Origin of the sequence: Nonomuraea longispora (assembly GCF_004348345.1) — a bacterium.
Taxonomy (GTDB): Bacteria; Actinomycetota; Actinomycetes; order Streptosporangiales; family Streptosporangiaceae; genus Nonomuraea; species Nonomuraea longispora.
This window is the reverse complement of sequence record NZ_SMJZ01000002.1, coordinates 84,226-99,885: the sequence shown is the minus strand read 5'-3', so window position 1 is coordinate 99,885 and position 15,660 is coordinate 84,226. Positions and strand designations below refer to the sequence as shown.

Annotated in this window: 14 protein-coding genes; 10 read left to right on the top strand and 4 right to left on the bottom strand. The window is 69.4% G+C overall.

Annotated features, from left to right (window positions below; all coding sequences use genetic code 11):
• The first annotated feature begins 35 nt into the window (after positions 1-35).
• From E1267_RS01265 to E1267_RS01245, 5 genes are read left to right on the top strand one after another with little or no spacing between them, the layout of a single operon-like run.
• Entirely contained in the window at positions 36-1,031 is a 996-nt protein-coding gene (locus E1267_RS01265; protein ID WP_132328756.1) for an ABC transporter permease, read from the top strand.
• Positions 1,028-1,912, top strand: a complete 885-nt coding sequence (locus tag E1267_RS01260) for an ABC transporter permease (RefSeq protein WP_132328754.1) — start codon at positions 1,028-1,030, stop codon at positions 1,910-1,912. The genes E1267_RS01265 and E1267_RS01260 overlap by 4 nt, the downstream gene beginning before the upstream one ends.
• Entirely contained in the window at positions 1,909-2,850 is a 942-nt protein-coding gene (locus tag E1267_RS01255; RefSeq protein WP_132328752.1) for an ABC transporter ATP-binding protein, read from the top strand. The genes E1267_RS01260 and E1267_RS01255 overlap by 4 nt, the downstream gene beginning before the upstream one ends.
• On the top strand, positions 2,850-3,728 hold the full coding sequence (locus E1267_RS01250; RefSeq protein WP_132328750.1) for an ABC transporter ATP-binding protein: 879 nt from the start codon (positions 2,850-2,852) through the stop codon (positions 3,726-3,728). Before E1267_RS01255 ends, E1267_RS01250 begins: the two co-directional genes overlap by 1 nt.
• Positions 3,729-3,737: 9 nt before the next feature.
• On the top strand, positions 3,738-6,158 hold the full coding sequence (locus E1267_RS01245; protein ID WP_132328748.1) for a glycoside hydrolase family 2 protein: 2,421 nt from the start codon (positions 3,738-3,740) through the stop codon (positions 6,156-6,158).
• Here E1267_RS01245 and E1267_RS01240 read toward each other — a convergent pair.
• The 3 genes from E1267_RS01240 to E1267_RS01230 all read right to left on the bottom strand — a co-directional run bounded on the left by E1267_RS01240 (position 6,122) and on the right by E1267_RS01230 (position 8,482).
• Positions 6,122-7,069, bottom strand: coding sequence for an NAD-dependent epimerase/dehydratase family protein (locus tag E1267_RS01240; RefSeq protein WP_132328746.1), 948 nt, complete (start codon positions 7,067-7,069; stop codon positions 6,122-6,124). The genes E1267_RS01245 and E1267_RS01240 overlap by 37 nt on opposite strands.
• 154 nt (positions 7,070-7,223) lie before the next feature.
• On the bottom strand, positions 7,224-7,700 hold the full coding sequence (locus E1267_RS01235) for a DUF1707 SHOCT-like domain-containing protein (protein ID WP_165959411.1): 477 nt from the start codon (positions 7,698-7,700) through the stop codon (positions 7,224-7,226).
• 56 nt (positions 7,701-7,756) lie between these two features.
• Positions 7,757-8,482 (bottom strand): PadR family transcriptional regulator, encoded by a 726-nt coding sequence (locus tag E1267_RS01230; RefSeq protein WP_132328742.1) that lies wholly within the window; start codon positions 8,480-8,482, stop codon positions 7,757-7,759.
• A 310-nt stretch (positions 8,483-8,792) separates the two neighbouring features.
• On the opposite strand from E1267_RS01230, the gene E1267_RS01225 reads away from it, so the two are divergent.
• Positions 8,793-9,521 carry a metal-dependent hydrolase gene (locus E1267_RS01225; RefSeq protein WP_132328740.1) on the top strand — a complete coding sequence of 243 codons (729 nt, stop codon included), beginning with the start codon at positions 8,793-8,795 and terminating at the stop codon, positions 9,519-9,521.
• A gap of 233 nt (positions 9,522-9,754) precedes the next feature.
• Complete coding sequence (acnA, locus tag E1267_RS01220; RefSeq protein WP_132328738.1) at positions 9,755-12,484, top strand: aconitate hydratase AcnA; 2,730 nt, start codon at positions 9,755-9,757, stop codon at positions 12,482-12,484.
• A 272-nt stretch (positions 12,485-12,756) separates the two neighbouring features.
• On the opposite strand, the gene E1267_RS01215 is transcribed toward acnA, so the two are convergent.
• Entirely contained in the window at positions 12,757-13,164 is a 408-nt protein-coding gene (locus tag E1267_RS01215) for a neutral zinc metallopeptidase (protein ID WP_132328736.1), read from the bottom strand.
• Between the two features lie 63 nt (positions 13,165-13,227).
• On the opposite strand from E1267_RS01215, the gene E1267_RS47760 reads away from it, so the two are divergent.
• From E1267_RS47760 to E1267_RS01195, 3 genes are all read left to right on the top strand, one after another.
• On the top strand, positions 13,228-13,383 hold the full coding sequence (locus E1267_RS47760; protein WP_132328734.1) for a type II toxin-antitoxin system PemK/MazF family toxin: 156 nt from the start codon (positions 13,228-13,230) through the stop codon (positions 13,381-13,383).
• A gap of 19 nt (positions 13,384-13,402) precedes the next feature.
• Positions 13,403-14,137, top strand: a complete 735-nt coding sequence (locus E1267_RS01205) for a sulfite exporter TauE/SafE family protein (RefSeq protein ID WP_246063323.1) — start codon at positions 13,403-13,405, stop codon at positions 14,135-14,137.
• A gap of 394 nt (positions 14,138-14,531) precedes the next feature.
• Positions 14,532-15,644 carry a sugar ABC transporter substrate-binding protein gene (locus E1267_RS01195; protein WP_132328732.1) on the top strand — a complete coding sequence of 371 codons (1,113 nt, stop codon included), beginning with the start codon at positions 14,532-14,534 and terminating at the stop codon, positions 15,642-15,644.
• Positions 15,645-15,660 lie beyond the last annotated feature (16 nt).

The following is a 15,660-nucleotide window of genomic DNA, read 5'->3' as shown; positions in this document are numbered from 1 at the left end:
CGCCAGGGGGCGGAGGGCCCTCTCGGAGAACACGCGTGCGTCGCTACTTCAGCAGGAAACTCCTCATCTACGGACTGACCTTCTTCGTCGCCGTCACGGTCAACTGGCTGATCCCGCGCTTCATGCCGGGTGATCCGGTGGCGAGCATGGTGGCGCGGGCGAACGTCGCCCAGCCCGAGGCCGTCGAGGCGATGCGGGCCTACTACAACGACCTGTTCGGCTTCGACCAGCCGCTCTGGCAGCAGTACGTGAACTTCTGGGGCGCCATGTTCCAGGGCGACTTCGGGATCAGCATCTGGTTGTTCCCGACCCCGGTCAGCACCGTGATCAACGGGGCGGTGCCGTACACGCTGGGTCTGATCATCCCGTCGGTGCTGCTCAGCTGGGTCGTGGGCAACCGGTTCGGCGCCTACGCCGCCCGGCGCAAGCTGCTGGACAACACCGTGCTGCCCGTCGGCTACGTGCTGACGGCCATGCCGTACATGTGGCTGGCGGTGCTGCTGGCCTGGGCGCTCGGCGTGATCGCCGGCCTCTTCCCCGTCGCCGGCGGCTACAGCTTCTCGATGCGGCCCAACTGGTCGTGGACCTTCGCGCTGGACCTGCTGCACCACTGGACGCTGCCGTTCCTGTCGCTGTTCCTGGTGGCGCTGGGCGGCTGGGCCATCGGCATGCGCAACATGATCATCTATGAGCTGGAGTCCGACTACTCCAACTACCTGTCGGCGCTCGGCGCGCCCGCCCGGCTCATCCGCAGGTACGCCTTCCGCAACGCCGTCCTGCCCCAGATCACCGGCCTGGCCCTGCAACTGGGCGTGCTCGTGGCGGGAGCGCTCGTCACCGAGATCGTCTTCGCCTACCCGGGGCTCGGCAGCCTGATTCTCAAGGCGATCCAGAACCAGGACTTCTTCCTGCTCCAGGGCACGTTCCTGTTCATCGTGCTCGGCGTGCTGATCGCCAACTTCATCATCGACATCGTCTATGTCGTGGTCGATCCGCGGACCAGGGCGGGAATGGCGGGTGCGCAGGCATGACGACCCTTCAGGAGAGCGAGCCGCGCGAGCGCGAGGGGATGCGCCGCGAGGCGCTGCACTTCGCGGTGCGCAACGCCAAGCTGGTGACCGGGTTCGGCATCGTGGTCGTCCTGCTCGTGCTGGGCATGGTCGGGCCGCTGCTGGCGGGCGGCACACCCAACGACTACGGCACCCGCCCCATGAGCCCGCCCTCGGCCGAGCACTGGCTCGGCACCACCACGTTCGGCCAGGACATCTTCCTGCAGTTCGTGCACGGCCTGCGCGCCACCTTCCTCGTGGGCGTCATCGGCGGCGGCATCGCGGCGGTCATCGGCATGCTCGTGGGATTCGTGGCCGGCTACCGGGGCGGCGCGGTCGACGAGGTGCTCAACATGCTGACCAACGTCATCCTCGTCATCCCCACGCTGGCCGTGCTGCTGATCATCAACGCCTACCTGGGCATCCGGAGCGTGGCCGTGCAGGGCCTGTTCATCGGCCTGACGCAGTGGCCGTGGGCGGCGCGGGCGATCAGGGCGCAGACGTTCTCGCTGCGCACCCGCGAGTTCGTGGACCTGGCGCGGATGAGCGGAGCGGGCACCTGGCGCATCATCTCCAGGGAGATCGCGCCCAACATGAGCTCCTACCTGTTCATGACGTTCATCCTGCTGTTCGGCGGCGCGATCCTCATCGCCTCCTCGCTCGACTTCATCGGCCTCGGCCCGACAGAGGGCGTCTCGCTCGGCCTGATGTTGCAGAACGCCAACCAGTGGAGCGCGCTCCAGCTCGGCATGTGGTGGTGGTTCGTGCCGCCGGGAGCCGGCATCACGGCGATCGTCGGCGCCCTGTACGTCGCCAACGTCGGGCTCGACGAGGTCTTCAACCCGAAACTGAGGGAGACATGAGTCTGCAGGTCAGCGAGCTGAAGGTCTACTACAGGACGCTCAAGGGCGAGGTGCGCGCGCTCGACGGCATGACCTTCGAGCTCGGCGACGGCGAGATCCTCGGCCTGGTCGGCGAGTCCGGCTGCGGCAAGAGCACGCTGGGCAAGAGCCTCATCCGCATGGACGGCCGCATGCGCCACGTCGGCGGCACGGTCGTGCTCGACGATCGGGAACTGCCGATCGGCGACGACCGCGCGATGAACGACTTCCGCTTCCGCGAGGTCTCCCTCATCCCGCAGTACGCCATGAGCGCGCTCAACCCGACCCGCAAGCTGCGCAGAATGGTCACCGAACTGCTCAGGTCGAGAGGCGCGGAGGTGGACACCGCCGAGCTGGAGCGCCGGATGGACCAGGTCGGACTGCCCCGCGAGGTGCTCGACCGCTACCCGATCGAGCTGTCGGGCGGCATGAAGCAGCGCATGGTCATGGTGATCTCCACGCTGCTCGACCCGTCGCTGCTGATCGCCGACGAGGTCACCTCGGCCCTCGACGTCTCCACGCAGAAGGCCGTCGCCCGCGCCCTGCTCGGCTTCCGCGAGAGCGGCTACATCAAGAGCATGATCTTCGTCACGCACGACATCGCGCTCACGCACCACATCGCCGACACGATCATGGTCATGTACGCGGGCAGGCTCGCCGAGAAGGCGCCGGCCGACGTGATCGTCAAGGCGCCCCGCCACCCGTACACGAAACTGCTGCTCGACTCCCTGCCCGAGGTCGGCGTCCGGCACGCCGACCGCAGGCTGGAGGGCATCCCCGGCAGCCCGCCCTCGCTGCTCGACCCGCCGGCCGGCTGCCGCTTCCGCGCCCGCTGCCCGATCGCGGGAGACGAGTGCGCGCAGGACCCGCCGGTGGCCGAGCTCGCCCCCGACCACCACGTCGCTTGCTGGAAGGCCTGATGCTCAGACTCGACGACGTCACCAAGGAATTCAGGATCGGCGCCTTCGGCGGCAAGAGCGTCACGGCCGTACGGGAGGTGAGCTTCGAGGTCGCCCCCGGCGAGGTCGTCTCGCTGATCGGGGAGAGCGGCAGCGGCAAGAGCACGATCGGCCGGATGATCCTCGGCCTGAACCCGGTCACCCGCGGCTCGATCACCTTCGACGGGCGGCCCGTGCGGGCGGACAAGGAGTACTACCGCCACATCCAGGGCATCTTCCAGGACCCGTTCAGCTCGTTCAACCCGGTGTTCAAGGCCGACCGCGTCTACAACATGATCAAGGAGACGTACTACCCGGCCGTCTCCGAACCCGAGTGGGAGGAGCGCGTCGAGGCGGCGCTGCGCGACGTGCGGCTCAACCCCGGCCAGGTGCTCGGCAAATATCCCCACCAGCTGAGCGGCGGCCAGCTGCAGCGCCTGCTCATCGCCCGCGCGCTGCTGCTGGACATCAAGCTGCTGGTCGCCGACGAGATCACCAGCATGCTCGACGCCTCCACCCGCATCGACGTGCTCAACCTGCTGGCCGAGCTGAGGACCAGGGGGCTGGGCGTGCTCTACATCACGCACGACCTGTCACTCGGCACCTACCTCGCCGAGCGCACTATGGTGCTGCGCCGGGGGAGCATCGTGGAGATGGGGCTGACCGGCAGCGTCTTCGGCGACCCGCTGCACCCCTACACGCGCGAGCTGCTGTCCGCCGTGCCGCGCCTCAACCAGGCCTGGGACGACGCCACGCCGGTGGACTCCTGCGTCTACCACGAGCGCGGGGCCACCGGCGCCCTGATCGAGGCCGAGCCGGGGCACTTCGTGGCGTGCGCCCGGCTGGACACCTGCCCCTAGGAGTTGCCTGTGAGCTCGTACCGTCCGCTGCACGACGGCTGGATCCTGTCGGCCGTCCCGGGGGGACCGGCGGACGTGCCCGCCCCTGTCACCGCGGGCAGCGTGCCCGCGACCGTACCCGGGTGTGTGCACACCGACCTGCTCGCCGCCGGTCTCATCGACGACCCCTACCTCGACGACAACGAGCGACGGCAGGCCTGGATCGGGCGCACGGACTGGGTCTACCGGACCTCCTTCGCCTGGTCGCCGGACGAGCACGAGCGCACCGACGTGGTGTGCGAGGGCCTCGACACGGTCGCCACCGTCGAGCTCAACGGGGTGCGGCTCGCGGCCACGGCCAACGAGCACCGCTCCTACCGCTTCCCGGTACGCCACCTGCTGCGCGACGGCGACAACACCCTCACCGTGCGCTTCGACTCGGCCTATGACTACGCCGAGGAACGCAGGGCGGCGCTCGGCGAGCGGCCCGCCTCGTACGCGGAGCCGTACATGTTCGTCAGGAAGGCCGCCTGCAACTTCGGCTGGGACTGGGGGCCGACCGTGGTCACCGCCGGGATCAGCCGCCCGATCGGGCTGGAGAGCTGGAGCGGCGCCCGTCTGGCCGAGGTGCGGCCGATCGCGCACGCAGACGGCCGGGTGGAGGTGCACGTACGGGTCGAGCGGGTCACCGAGGCGCCGGTCACCGTGACCGCCGAGGTCGCGGGGGTGAGCGCCGAGCAGCACGTCGGCGGGCGCGCGGCCGTGCTGGCGCTGCGGGTGCCCGACCCGGAGCCGTGGTGGCCCCGGGGGTACGGCGGCCAGCCTCTCTACGACCTGACCGTGCGCCTCGGCCCGCAGGAGTGGCGCGGCCGGATCGGCTTCCGCTCGGTCGAACTGGACCGGGAGGCGTTCGGGATCCGCGTGAACGGGGTGCCCGTCTTCGTCAGGGGCGTCAACTGGATCCCCGACGACTGCTTCGCCCCCCGGATCACCCGGGAGCGACTGGCCGAGCGGTTCGGCCAGGCCACCGCCGCCGGGGTCAACCTGCTGCGCGTCTGGGGCGGCGGCCGGTACGAGAGCGACGCCTTCTACGACCTGGCCGACGAGCTGGGCCTGCTCGTCTGGCAGGACTTCCCGTTCGCCTGCGCCGCCTACCCGGAGGAGGAGCCGTTCCGCTCCGAGGTCGAGGCCGAGGCCAGGCAGAACGTCGCCAGACTCGCCCCGCACCCCAGCCTGGTGCTGTGGTGCGGCAACAACGAGAACCTGGAGGGCCACGCGGACTGGGGCTGGCAGGAGCGGCTGGAGGGCCGCAGCTGGGGCGCAGGGTTCTACTACGACCTGCTGCCGTCGATCGTGGCCGAGCTCGACCCGGCCCGCCCGTACTGGCCGGGCAGCCCCTACTCCGGCGCGCCCGGCCAGCCCCCGAACGACCCGTCCACCGGGACGGTTCACATCTGGGACGTGTGGAACCGCGAGGACTACACCCGTTACGCCGCCTACCGGCCCCGCTTCGTGGCCGAGTTCGGCTTCCAGGGGCCGCCGGCGTACGCCACCGTGCGCCGCGCCTCCTCCGACGAGCCGCTGACGCCCGGCTCCTCCCACCAGAAGGCCGACGACGGGCAGGGCAAGCTGCTGCGCGGGCTGGGCGAGCACCTGCCGGCGCCGGAGACGTTCGACGACTGGCACTACCTGACCCAGCTCAACCAGGCGCGGGCCATGGCGTTCGGGATCGAGCGCTTCCGTGCCCTCATGCCGTACTGCATGGGGACGATCGTCTGGCAGCTCAACGACTGCTGGCCGGTCACCTCCTGGTCGGCGGTCGACGGCGACGGACGGCTCAAACCGCTCTGGTACGCGCTGCGCCGCGCCTACGCCGACCGGCTGCTCAGCGTCCAGGACGGCGCGCTGGCGGTGGTGAACGACAGCGGCGAGCCGTGGTCGGGCGACCTGCGCTTCGTACGGCGGCGGCTGACGGGCGAGCCGCTGGCCAAGGAGGTCGTGGCGGTCCGGGCCGCGCCGAGGTCGGTGCTCAGGGTGGCCTTGCCCGGCTCCGTCGTGACCCCTGGCGACCCGGCGCGCGAGCTGCTCACGGCGGAGCTGGACACGGTCCGCACCACCTACTGCTACGCCGAGGACACCGCCATGGCATTCCCCGAGGCCGTCTACGACGCCCGCGCGGAACGTGTGCCCGGCGGTTACCGGGTGACGGTCACCGCCGGCAGCGTGCTGCGCGAGCTGGTGCTCTTCCCCGACCGGCTGGACCCGGGCGCGGTCGTGGACGACCAGCTCGTCACGCTGCTGCCGGGGGAGAGGGCGGTCTTCCACGTCACCACGGAACGGGAGCTGGACACCGGCGCGCTGACCCGCTTCCCCGTGCTGCGCTGCGTCAACGAGCGCGCCCCCGCGGGCCGGGCTCAGCGCTCGTTGCCGGCGCGCAGCCAGGTGATGTAGTCGGCGGCGGCGCGCTCGACGTCGTAGGCGGGCCGGAAGCCGGTGTCCCGCTGGAGCCGGGTGATGTCGAGGTGGGTCCGCGGGCCGCTCCCGCCGGTGGGCAGGCCGATCCGGGCGTCGGGGACGGCCTTCCTGATCGCCGCGATGACCTCGGCGTTGGACGTCGCGCGCCCGGACGCCACGTTGTAGGTGCGGTGGTTCAGCCGGTCGGCGAGCTGGAGGAGCGCGATGGCCCGGGCCGTGTCCTTCACGTAGCACAGGTCGATCGAGTCCTCCGCGTGCGCCGGCGCGGGGAGAGCCGACAGGTCGGGCTCGGTCCCGCGGGCGGCGGCGTGGACGAGTTCGGGGGCCGCGAAGAACAGCGCCCCATGGGGGTCGCGCGGTCCCCAGGTGGCCGAGATGCGGTAGTTGACGACCTCGACACCGGTGGCGTCGGCCAGGTGCCCGCCGAGCAGCTCGCCGATCTTCTTGAAGGCCGGGATCGGGTGGAACGACGTCATGGGCAGGGGCATGTCCTCATGGAGAGCGCCCTGATCCGTCAGGCCGGAGTAGACGCCGATCGTGCTGGCGACGCCCACGCGCCGCACTCCCCAGTCGCGGGCGGCCTGCATGACGTTGAGCAGGCCGCCGAGCGCCTTGCGGGTGGCCTCGACGGGCCGGTCGGGATCGGGCGGCCACGGCATGGACCCGGCGAGGTGCACGATGCCGGTGACCTCGTGGCGTTCGCCGACGTCGAGCAGGGTGGGCAGGTCGGTGATGTCGGCCTGCTCCACCGCCACCTTCGCGCCGGCGAGGTAGGCGGGCGGCTCGGTCTTGCTCCGCTGGACCAGCACGCATTCCTCGCCCATGTCGACGAGCGCCTGGACGGTGTGAGAGCCGATGAACCCGAGACCGCCGGTTACCAGAATCATGTCGGGACTCCCGGCTGAAGCCCGCGGGCCGCGCACAGGTGCACGCGCCGCGGCGGGCTCCGCGATAAACGGATCGTTGTTCCGAAAAGATACGGATCAGTGTTCCGTTTGTCAACGGGCCGCCGGACGGGTCATGGCCTCGGCGGTGGGGTGATCAGCGGCGGTGCCGGCGCCGGCGGCGGGCCATGCTGACGACCACGGCCACGACCCACACCACGAGCAGCACCTTGAAGATGCCGAACCCGCCGAAGAACAGCCCCGCCATCATGGCCACGAACAGCAGGGGCACGATCGGGTGAGGGCCGCGGTGGCGCCGCCAGGAGTGCTGGTGGGACCATTGGCGGCGCAGGTCGCGGTGCGCGTGGCGCATCTCCTGCATCTGCCGACGATGCGCGTGCATCGCCGTCCGCCAGTCGTCCATGCCGGGCTGCGGCGCCGGAGCGTGATGGCCGGGGCCGGGGAGGTCGGCCGTGATGCCCGCCAGGTCGCGGGCCGTCTTGGCGGCCAGCGTACGGTCGACGCGCTCGTCGAGCTCCTCGTGGGTCAGGCGGCCCTCGGCGAAGTGCTCACGCAGGGCGGCCATCGTCTGCTCGCGCTCGGCGTCGCCGATGCGGAGATCGTTGCGGTCCATGTGCGGCTCCTCGCTGTCTCTGAGCCGGTCGTCGCGTGCGCCGGCCGTCCGCGTCGTCATTCCTCGCCCGGCTCGTCGTCGGCCAGGATCTGGTAGAGCTTGCGCCGGGTCTCCACCAGAGTCTTACGCGCTTCGCGGATCTGTGCGTCGTTGCCGGTCTGCAGGATCTGCATCATGGCGAACGCCGACTGCCGCGCGATGTGCCAGAGGTCGGCGGTGTTGTCGTCGATGTCGGGGCGCATCTCGTCCCAAGGGGCCCTGACCTCGTCGGCGTGCGTTTCGACGTAGGCGCTGCCCTGCTCGGTGAGACGGTAGGCCTTGCGGCCCTCGTGCTCCTCCGAGATCACCAGGCCCTCGTCTGTGAGCTGCTGCAACGCCGGGTAGACGGCGCCGGGGCTGGGCTTCCAGCCGCCCTCGCTGCGCTCGGCGATCTCCTGGATGATCTGGTAGCCGTTGCGCGGCTCCTCGGAGAGCAGGGCCAGGATCGCGGCGCGCACGTCGCCCCGCTTCGCCTTGCGGCCCCTGCCGCCCCAGCCGCGGTGCCCGCCGCTCCATGGGCCGCCGAAGGGGCCGCCGGGGCCGCTCCACGGGCCGCGCCCGAAGTCGAACGGGAACCCGGGGCCGCCCCTCCTGCCGCGGTGGTGGTGCTCGTGCGGGCCGCGGTGGTGGTGGCCGCCCAGCTGGTCGAACGCGTCGGTCATGGCCCTGACGGCCTCGCGGGCCGCGCGCTTGTACGCGTGTGCGCCCGGCCAGGGGCCGCCCGCTGCCTGCGCTGAACTCATTTCTCCCCCTATATCGCGATCTGTTCTCGATGGGTCAAAGATATATCGATGAAATGACGTTCGGCAAGTCACGAAAGGGTGTGAGCCACATCACGGAAAAGTTGCGGAATCTGGGAACAGTCCGGGGGAGGCGGGCGTTGTTCACAGCAGACGAGGTCGTTCCGCGTCGGCAGGGCTGGGGGGTGCTGTCGCCGCGGAGACGACCTCGTCTGCGTTTGCGGATGCTTTCTCCTCGGGGCAACGCCCTGGTGGCCCGGTCGCACGGCATGCCTCGCCGCGTAAAGAAGGTCTTTGCCGTACAGTCCGGATCATGATGGGGCACACGCATGCGATGACCGGGGCCATCGCCTGGCTGGGGCTGGCGCCGCCCCTTGCCGCACTGCCGCTGCTGAACGAGTCCACCCGGTTCGTGGAGACCGGGATCATGGCCACGGCGCTCAGTCCTTCCGAACTGATCGCCGGCGCCATCATCTGCGCGGGCGCCGCGATGTTGCCCGACCTCGACCATCCGAGCGCGACGATCGCTCAGACGTTCGGGCCGCTGACCTGGGCTCTCAGCAAATGCGTGTCCTGGCTCGGCGGCGGCCACCGCGGCGCCACCCACTCGCTCATCTTCGCCGTGGCCATCGGTCTCGGGGCGCACTGGCTGGCCAACACCTATCCCATCGGGCGCGACGTCATGGTCGTGCTGCTCATCGGCCTGGCGCTGCGCGCCATCGGCGTCGGCATCCCCGGGAACAAGCTCGGCTCGGCCATGATCAACATCGGCATGACCGCCGGGCTCTACGCCGTGTTCCTCTCCCTCGAAGTGGGGTACGCCTGGCTCGGGCTGGCCGTCGCGGTCGGAAGTTTCACCCACGTCGTCGGCGACTGCATGACCGAACGCGGCTGCCCCGTGTTGTGGCCGCTCGGGACGAAGTTCCTGCTGCCATGGAAGATCGGCATCAAAACGGGCAGGAAGTTCGAGCAGAAGATCCTCGCGCCGGTCCTGTCCGTGGCCATCATCGGTCTGCTGTACTGGCGCCTGGTGCCCGTTTAACTTGATGTCGAGATACTTTTCCAGATATCTTGATATCGAGACACCTGCCGCACGGCCGCGACTTAGGCGTACCTAACGTGCTTACTCGTCCGCGCGTGCGGCAGGATTTGGGGAGTGAACCCGACGCAGCGAACGGAGTGGAGACCCCACGCAGGAGGGGTTGCGCGAAGTGAGTGAGGAGCGGGGAGCCACCCGCAAGCCTGAAAGATGTCTGATGGAGGAGGCGAACCACCGTGTCCGCGAACAGCTTCGGCAGCCGTGACACGCTACGCGTCGGCGACGCGTCATACGAGATCTTCCGGCTGGACCCCGTCGAGGGCGCCGCACGCCTCCCGTACAGTCTGAAGATCCTGCTGGAAAACCTCCTCCGCACCGAGGACGGCGCCAACATCACCGCCGACCACATTCGCGCGCTCGGAGGATGGGATCCGAAGGCGGCGCCGAGCGTGGAGATCCAGTTCACGCCCGCGCGCGTCATCATGCAGGACTTCACGGGCGTGCCGTGCGTGGTCGACCTGGCCACGATGCGCGAGGCCGTGCGCGATCTCGGCGGCGACCCGGCCAGGATCAATCCGCTCGCGCCCGCCGAGATGGTCATCGACCACTCGGTCATCGTCGACTACTTCGGCCACCCTGACGCCTTCCAGCGCAACGTCGAGCGCGAGTACGAGCGCAACCACGAGCGTTACCAGTTCCTGCGCTGGGGTCAGACCGCCTTCGACGAGTTCAAGGTGGTGCCGCCCGGCACGGGCATCGTCCACCAGGTCAACATCGAGCACCTGGCCCGCGTGGTCATGACCCGCGACGGCAAGGCCTACCCCGACACCTGTGTCGGCACCGACTCCCACACCACGATGGAGAACGGCATCGGCGTCCTGGGCTGGGGCGTGGGCGGCATCGAGGCCGAGGCCGCGATGCTCGGCCAGCCGATCTCGATGCTGATCCCGCGCGTGGTCGGCTTCAAGCTCAACGGCAAGCTGCCCGCCGGCGCGACGGCCACCGACCTGGTCCTGACGATCACCGAGATGCTGCGCAAGCACGGCGTGGTCGGCAAGTTCGTCGAGTTCTACGGCGAGGGTGTCGCGTCCGTGCCGCTGGCCGACCGGGCCACGATCGGCAACATGAGCCCCGAGTTCGGCTCCACCTGCGCGATCTTCCCGATCGACGGTCAGACCATCGACTACCTCCGCCTGACCGGGCGCTCGGAGGAGCAGATCGCCCTCGTGGAGGCGTACGCCAAGGCCCAGGGCCTCTGGCTCGACCCGTCCGCGCCCGAGCCCGTCTTCTCCGAGTACATCGAGCTCGACCTCGCCACGGTCGTGCCGTCCATCGCCGGGCCCAAGCGCCCGCAGGACCGGATCGCCCTGTCGGCCGCGAAGGAGACCTGGCGTCACGACGTCGAGAACTACGTGGAGGACGGCGTCGACGAGGCGTCCAAGGAGTCCTTCCCGGCCAGCGACTCGCCGGCCTCCAACTCCACGGCCAACGGCGGCCGGCCGCACAAGCCGGTGCCGGTCACGCTGGCCGACGGCACCACGTTCGAGATCGACCACGGCATCGTCTCGATCGCCGCGATCACCTCGTGCACCAACACCTCCAACCCGTACGTCATGCTCGGCGCGGCGCTGCTGGCCCGCAACGCCGTGGAGAAGGGCCTGACCCGCAAGCCGTGGGTCAAGACCTCGCTGGCCCCCGGGTCGCAGGTCGTCACCGGCTACTTCGAGCGTTCGGGGCTCCAGCCGTACCTCGACAAGATCGGTTTCAACCTCGTCGGCTACGGCTGCACCACCTGCATCGGCAACTCGGGGCCGCTCCTGCCGGAGATCTCGGAGGCCGTGCAGGCCAACGACCTGGCCGTCGCCGCCGTGTTGTCGGGCAACCGCAACTTCGAGGGCCGCATCAACCCCGACGTCAAGATGAACTACCTGGCCTCGCCGCCGCTGGTGGTGGCGTACGCGCTGGCCGGGACCATGGACCTCGACCTCGAGACCGAGCCGCTCGGCCTCGGCAGTGACGGCGAGCCGGTCTACCTGCGCGACATCTGGCCCGCGCCGGACGAGATCGCGGCGGTGGTCAACTCCTCGATCGGGCGCGACATGTTCGAGCGCGACTACGCCGACGTCTTCAAGGGCGACGACCACTGGCGCTCGCTGCCGATCCCGACCGGCGACACTTTCGAGTGGGACCCTGACTCGACCTACGTCCGCAAGGCCCCCTACTTCGACGGCATGCCGGAGAAGCCGGAGCCGGTGGCGGACATCACCGGAGCCCGCGTGCTGGTCAAGGTCGGCGACTCGGTCACCACCGACCACATCTCGCCCGCCGGCTCCATCAAGGTGGGCACCCCCGCGGCCCAGTACCTGAAGGCCCACGGGGTCGAGGTGAAGGACTTCAACTCCTACGGCTCGCGTCGTGGCAACCACGAGGTGATGATCAGGGGCACGTTCGCCAACATCCGCCTGCGCAACCAGATCGCCCCCGGCACCGAGGGCGGCTACACCCGCGACTTCACCCAGCCCGACGGCCCGGTGTCGTTCATCTACGACGCCTCGGTCAACTACGCGGCCCAGGGAACGCCGCTGGTGGTGCTGGCGGGCAAGGAATACGGCTCCGGCTCCTCGCGTGACTGGGCGGCCAAGGGCACGGCGCTGCTGGGCGTCCGCGCCGTCATCGCCGAGTCTTACGAGCGCATCCACCGCTCCAACCTCATCGGCATGGGCGTGCTCCCGCTGCAGTTCCCCGAGGGCGCCTCGGCGGAGAGCCTCGGCCTCACGGGAGAGGAGACGTTCGACCTCACGGGCGTCGAGGAGCTCAACAAGGGCGGCATCCCCCGGACGGTGCACGTCAAGGCCGGCGACGTCGAGTTCGACGCGGTGGTGCGCATCGACACGCCGGGCGAGGCCGACTACTACCGGCACGGCGGCATCATGCAGTACGTTCTGCGCTCGCTGCTGGCCAAGTGAACGTCCCGAACTCCCGTCCGGCCAAGAGCCGGCCGGGAGTGACGGAGCCCGGCTCGTCGCCGGGGTTGGGCGCGATCCTCACGCGCCCGTTTCGGGGGAACCACCCGACACCCTGAGAGCCGCCCGGCGGAACACCCTCCGCCGGGCGGCTTCTCGTTTTCCCAGGCCGCCTTCCGCCGGGGATCACGGAGCTGGTGGCGGTCGATCCCGTCTCGTCGCAGGCCGGCGTCGCACCCGCCGCCATCTCACCGAACAGGTCGCTGGGCTCGCAGTCAGGCGACTCTGGCGGCGGGTGCGGACCAGGTGTCGCAGGCGGAGGGGGAGACGGCGCCGTAGCCGCGTTTGAGCCAGTAGGCCCGGCTGGATCCCTTGCCGTGGGTGCGGTGGCCGTCATCGTCGTCGCCGCTCGCCCGGGTCGCGTCGAGCAGCGCCGCCCAGTCGTGCTCCGAGCGATCCAGGGAGCGCCAGACGCTGCCCAGGAACACTCCGGACAGGCAGTCGGCCTGGAGCTCGTAGCGGCGCTTCAACCGGTCCGTGTGCGTACCGTGTGCCCTGGCCTCGTAGGAGCGGCGGATGCCGAGCAGGCTCTGGAGGTGGTGACCGTACTCGTGGGCGGCCACCTTGAACGGGAACAGGTCGGTCCTGTTCTCGATCCACCGGCCGGTCAGCGGGAAGACCACGGTGGCGCGCTGGGTGCAGTAGAAGGCGTCGGCGCGGTCTACTCACATTTCCCGAGGAGAAAGATGAAACTGACGCAAGGTGATATCTGGTTCACTAGGTTCAGCAGTCCGACCGGTCGCGAGCAGGGTTTCGACCGTCCCTCTCTGATCGTCAGCAACGACAAGCTCAACCAGTCGCTGGCCGGTCACCCTTGGCGCAGGAATGGCGACAGAGAGTAAAGATGGTTGACTCTCCTGCATGACTGATGCGGCATTGCTGCTCACCGTGGGTGGACTGGCGGTTCTTGCGGGCGCGATCGTGCAGGGCGGGGTGGGTTTCGGGCTGGGGCTGGTGGCCGTGCCCGTGCTGACGATGATCGAGCCCGACCTGATGCCGGGCGCCGTCCAGGTGGTCAACCTGGCGATGCCGCTGTTCACGCTGGCCTCGGAGTGGCGGCGGGTGGAGTGGCGCGGAGTGGGGTTCGCGCTGCTGGGCAGGCTGCCGGGGAGTGTCATCGGTGCACTCATTATTGTCTACACATCCATATACGCCAGGAGCGTCTTCGTGGCGGTCATGGTGGTGATCGCCGTGCTCCTGACCGCCAGGGCGATGAGCGTGCCGCGCACCGGCGTGACGCTCACCTGCGCCGGTTTCGTCTCCGGCATCACCGGCACCGCGACGGGCATCGGCGGGCCTCCCGTCGCGCTGGTGTACCAGAGCGCGCAGGGCCCGCAGATCAGGGCGACGCTCGCGATGTTCTTCTGCCTGAGCGCGCTGCAGTCGCTGGGGATCCTGGCACTGGTGGGCGAACTGCCCGTGCAGGCGGTGGCGGCTGGGGCGACGCTGGTCGTGCCCATGGCCATCGGGTTCCTGGCGTCGGGGCCGCTGCGGCGCTACCTCGACGGCGGCAGGGCCCGGATGGCGGTGCTCGTGGTGGCGACCGCCTCGGCGCTGAGCCTGATCGCCCAGAACGTCGTCATCGGCCTGCCCTGACCGGCCCGCCGTGACGGCCGTGGGGGATCCCGTGCCTTTCTCGTCCGGACACGGTGGAAGTTGTCCGTCGAGGGAAGCCCCGGCCGGATGTCCGTGAGGGTCACGCCGACCTTCTCGGCGTCGAACACCCGTGCGTCCGGAAGCAGCGGCTGCACGAGTGCGCCGGTGGTCGTCTTGCCCGCGCCGTGGGTGCCGTTGATCCATACGATCATGGGCCCACGTTAGCGAGCCGCGGGCTCCCGTACGTGCGACCCCGGACCGGGCCTCATGTTTCCTGATTGTTACTAGAAACAACAAACTACCGCGCGAGTGGGTCTTCCAAAGCAGAGGATCCCGGAATACGTTGCCGCAAACAACATTCATCCGGCCCCTCCGGAAGAAAGGACCCTGCACCATGCGCAAGGGGATCCTCAGCATGACCGCCGCGGCAGCCGCGCTCGCTCTCGGTCTCACCGCCTGCGGGGGCGAAAGCGGTCAGACCACTTCGTCGACGGACTCCGCGACCGCCTCACAGGCCCCGGCGGGCAAGGTCGGTGTCATCCTGCCGGACAGCAAGTCCTCGGCCCGGTGGGAGACGGCGGACCGCAAGTACCTCGAAGAGGCGTTCAAGGCCGCCGGCGTCCAGTACGACATCCAGAACGCCCAGAACGACAAGACGGCGTTCCAGACCATCGCCGACCAGATGATCACGAACGGCGCGACCGTCCTGATGATCGTCAATCTGGACAGCGGCACCGGCAAGACCGTCATCGACAAGGCCAAAGCGCAGGGCGTGCCCACCATCGACTACGACCGGCTGACGCTCGGCGGCGGCGCCGCCTACTACGTCAGCTTCGACAACACCAGGGTCGGCCAGCTCCAGGGCGAGGGCCTGGCCAAGTGCCTGACCGACAAGGAGGCGGACAAGCCGATCGTCGCCTACCTCAACGGCTCGCCGACGGACAACAACGCCACCCTGTTCAAGGCCGGGTACGACGGCGTGCTCAAGCCGAAGTTCGACGCCGGAGAGTACGTCAAGGGCCCGGAGCAGTCGGTGCCCGACTGGGACAACACCCAGGCCGCGACGCTCTTCGAGCAGATGCTGACCCAGGAGCCGAAGATCGCCGGGGTGCTGGCCGCCAACGACGGCCTCGGCAACGCCGCCATCACCGTGCTGAAGAAGAACAACCTCAACGGCAAGGTGCCGGTCACCGGCCAGGACGCCACCGTGCAGGGCCTGCAGAACATCCTCGCCGGCGACCAGTGCATGACCGTCTACAAGGCCGTCAAGAAGGAGGCCGACGCCGCGGCCAAGCTCGCGGTGGCGCTGGCCAAGGGCGAGAAGCCCACGGCGGGCAGCAGCGTCAAGGACCCGGAGAGCGGCCAGGACGTGCCCGCGGAGCTGATGGAGCCGCAGGCCATCCACTTCGAGAACATCAAGGACGTGGTGGCCGACGGGTTCGTGACCAAGGAGGAACTGTGCACGGGTGACTTCGCCGAGAAGTGCACCGAGGCAGGAATCGAATAAGACCAAGGGGTACGGC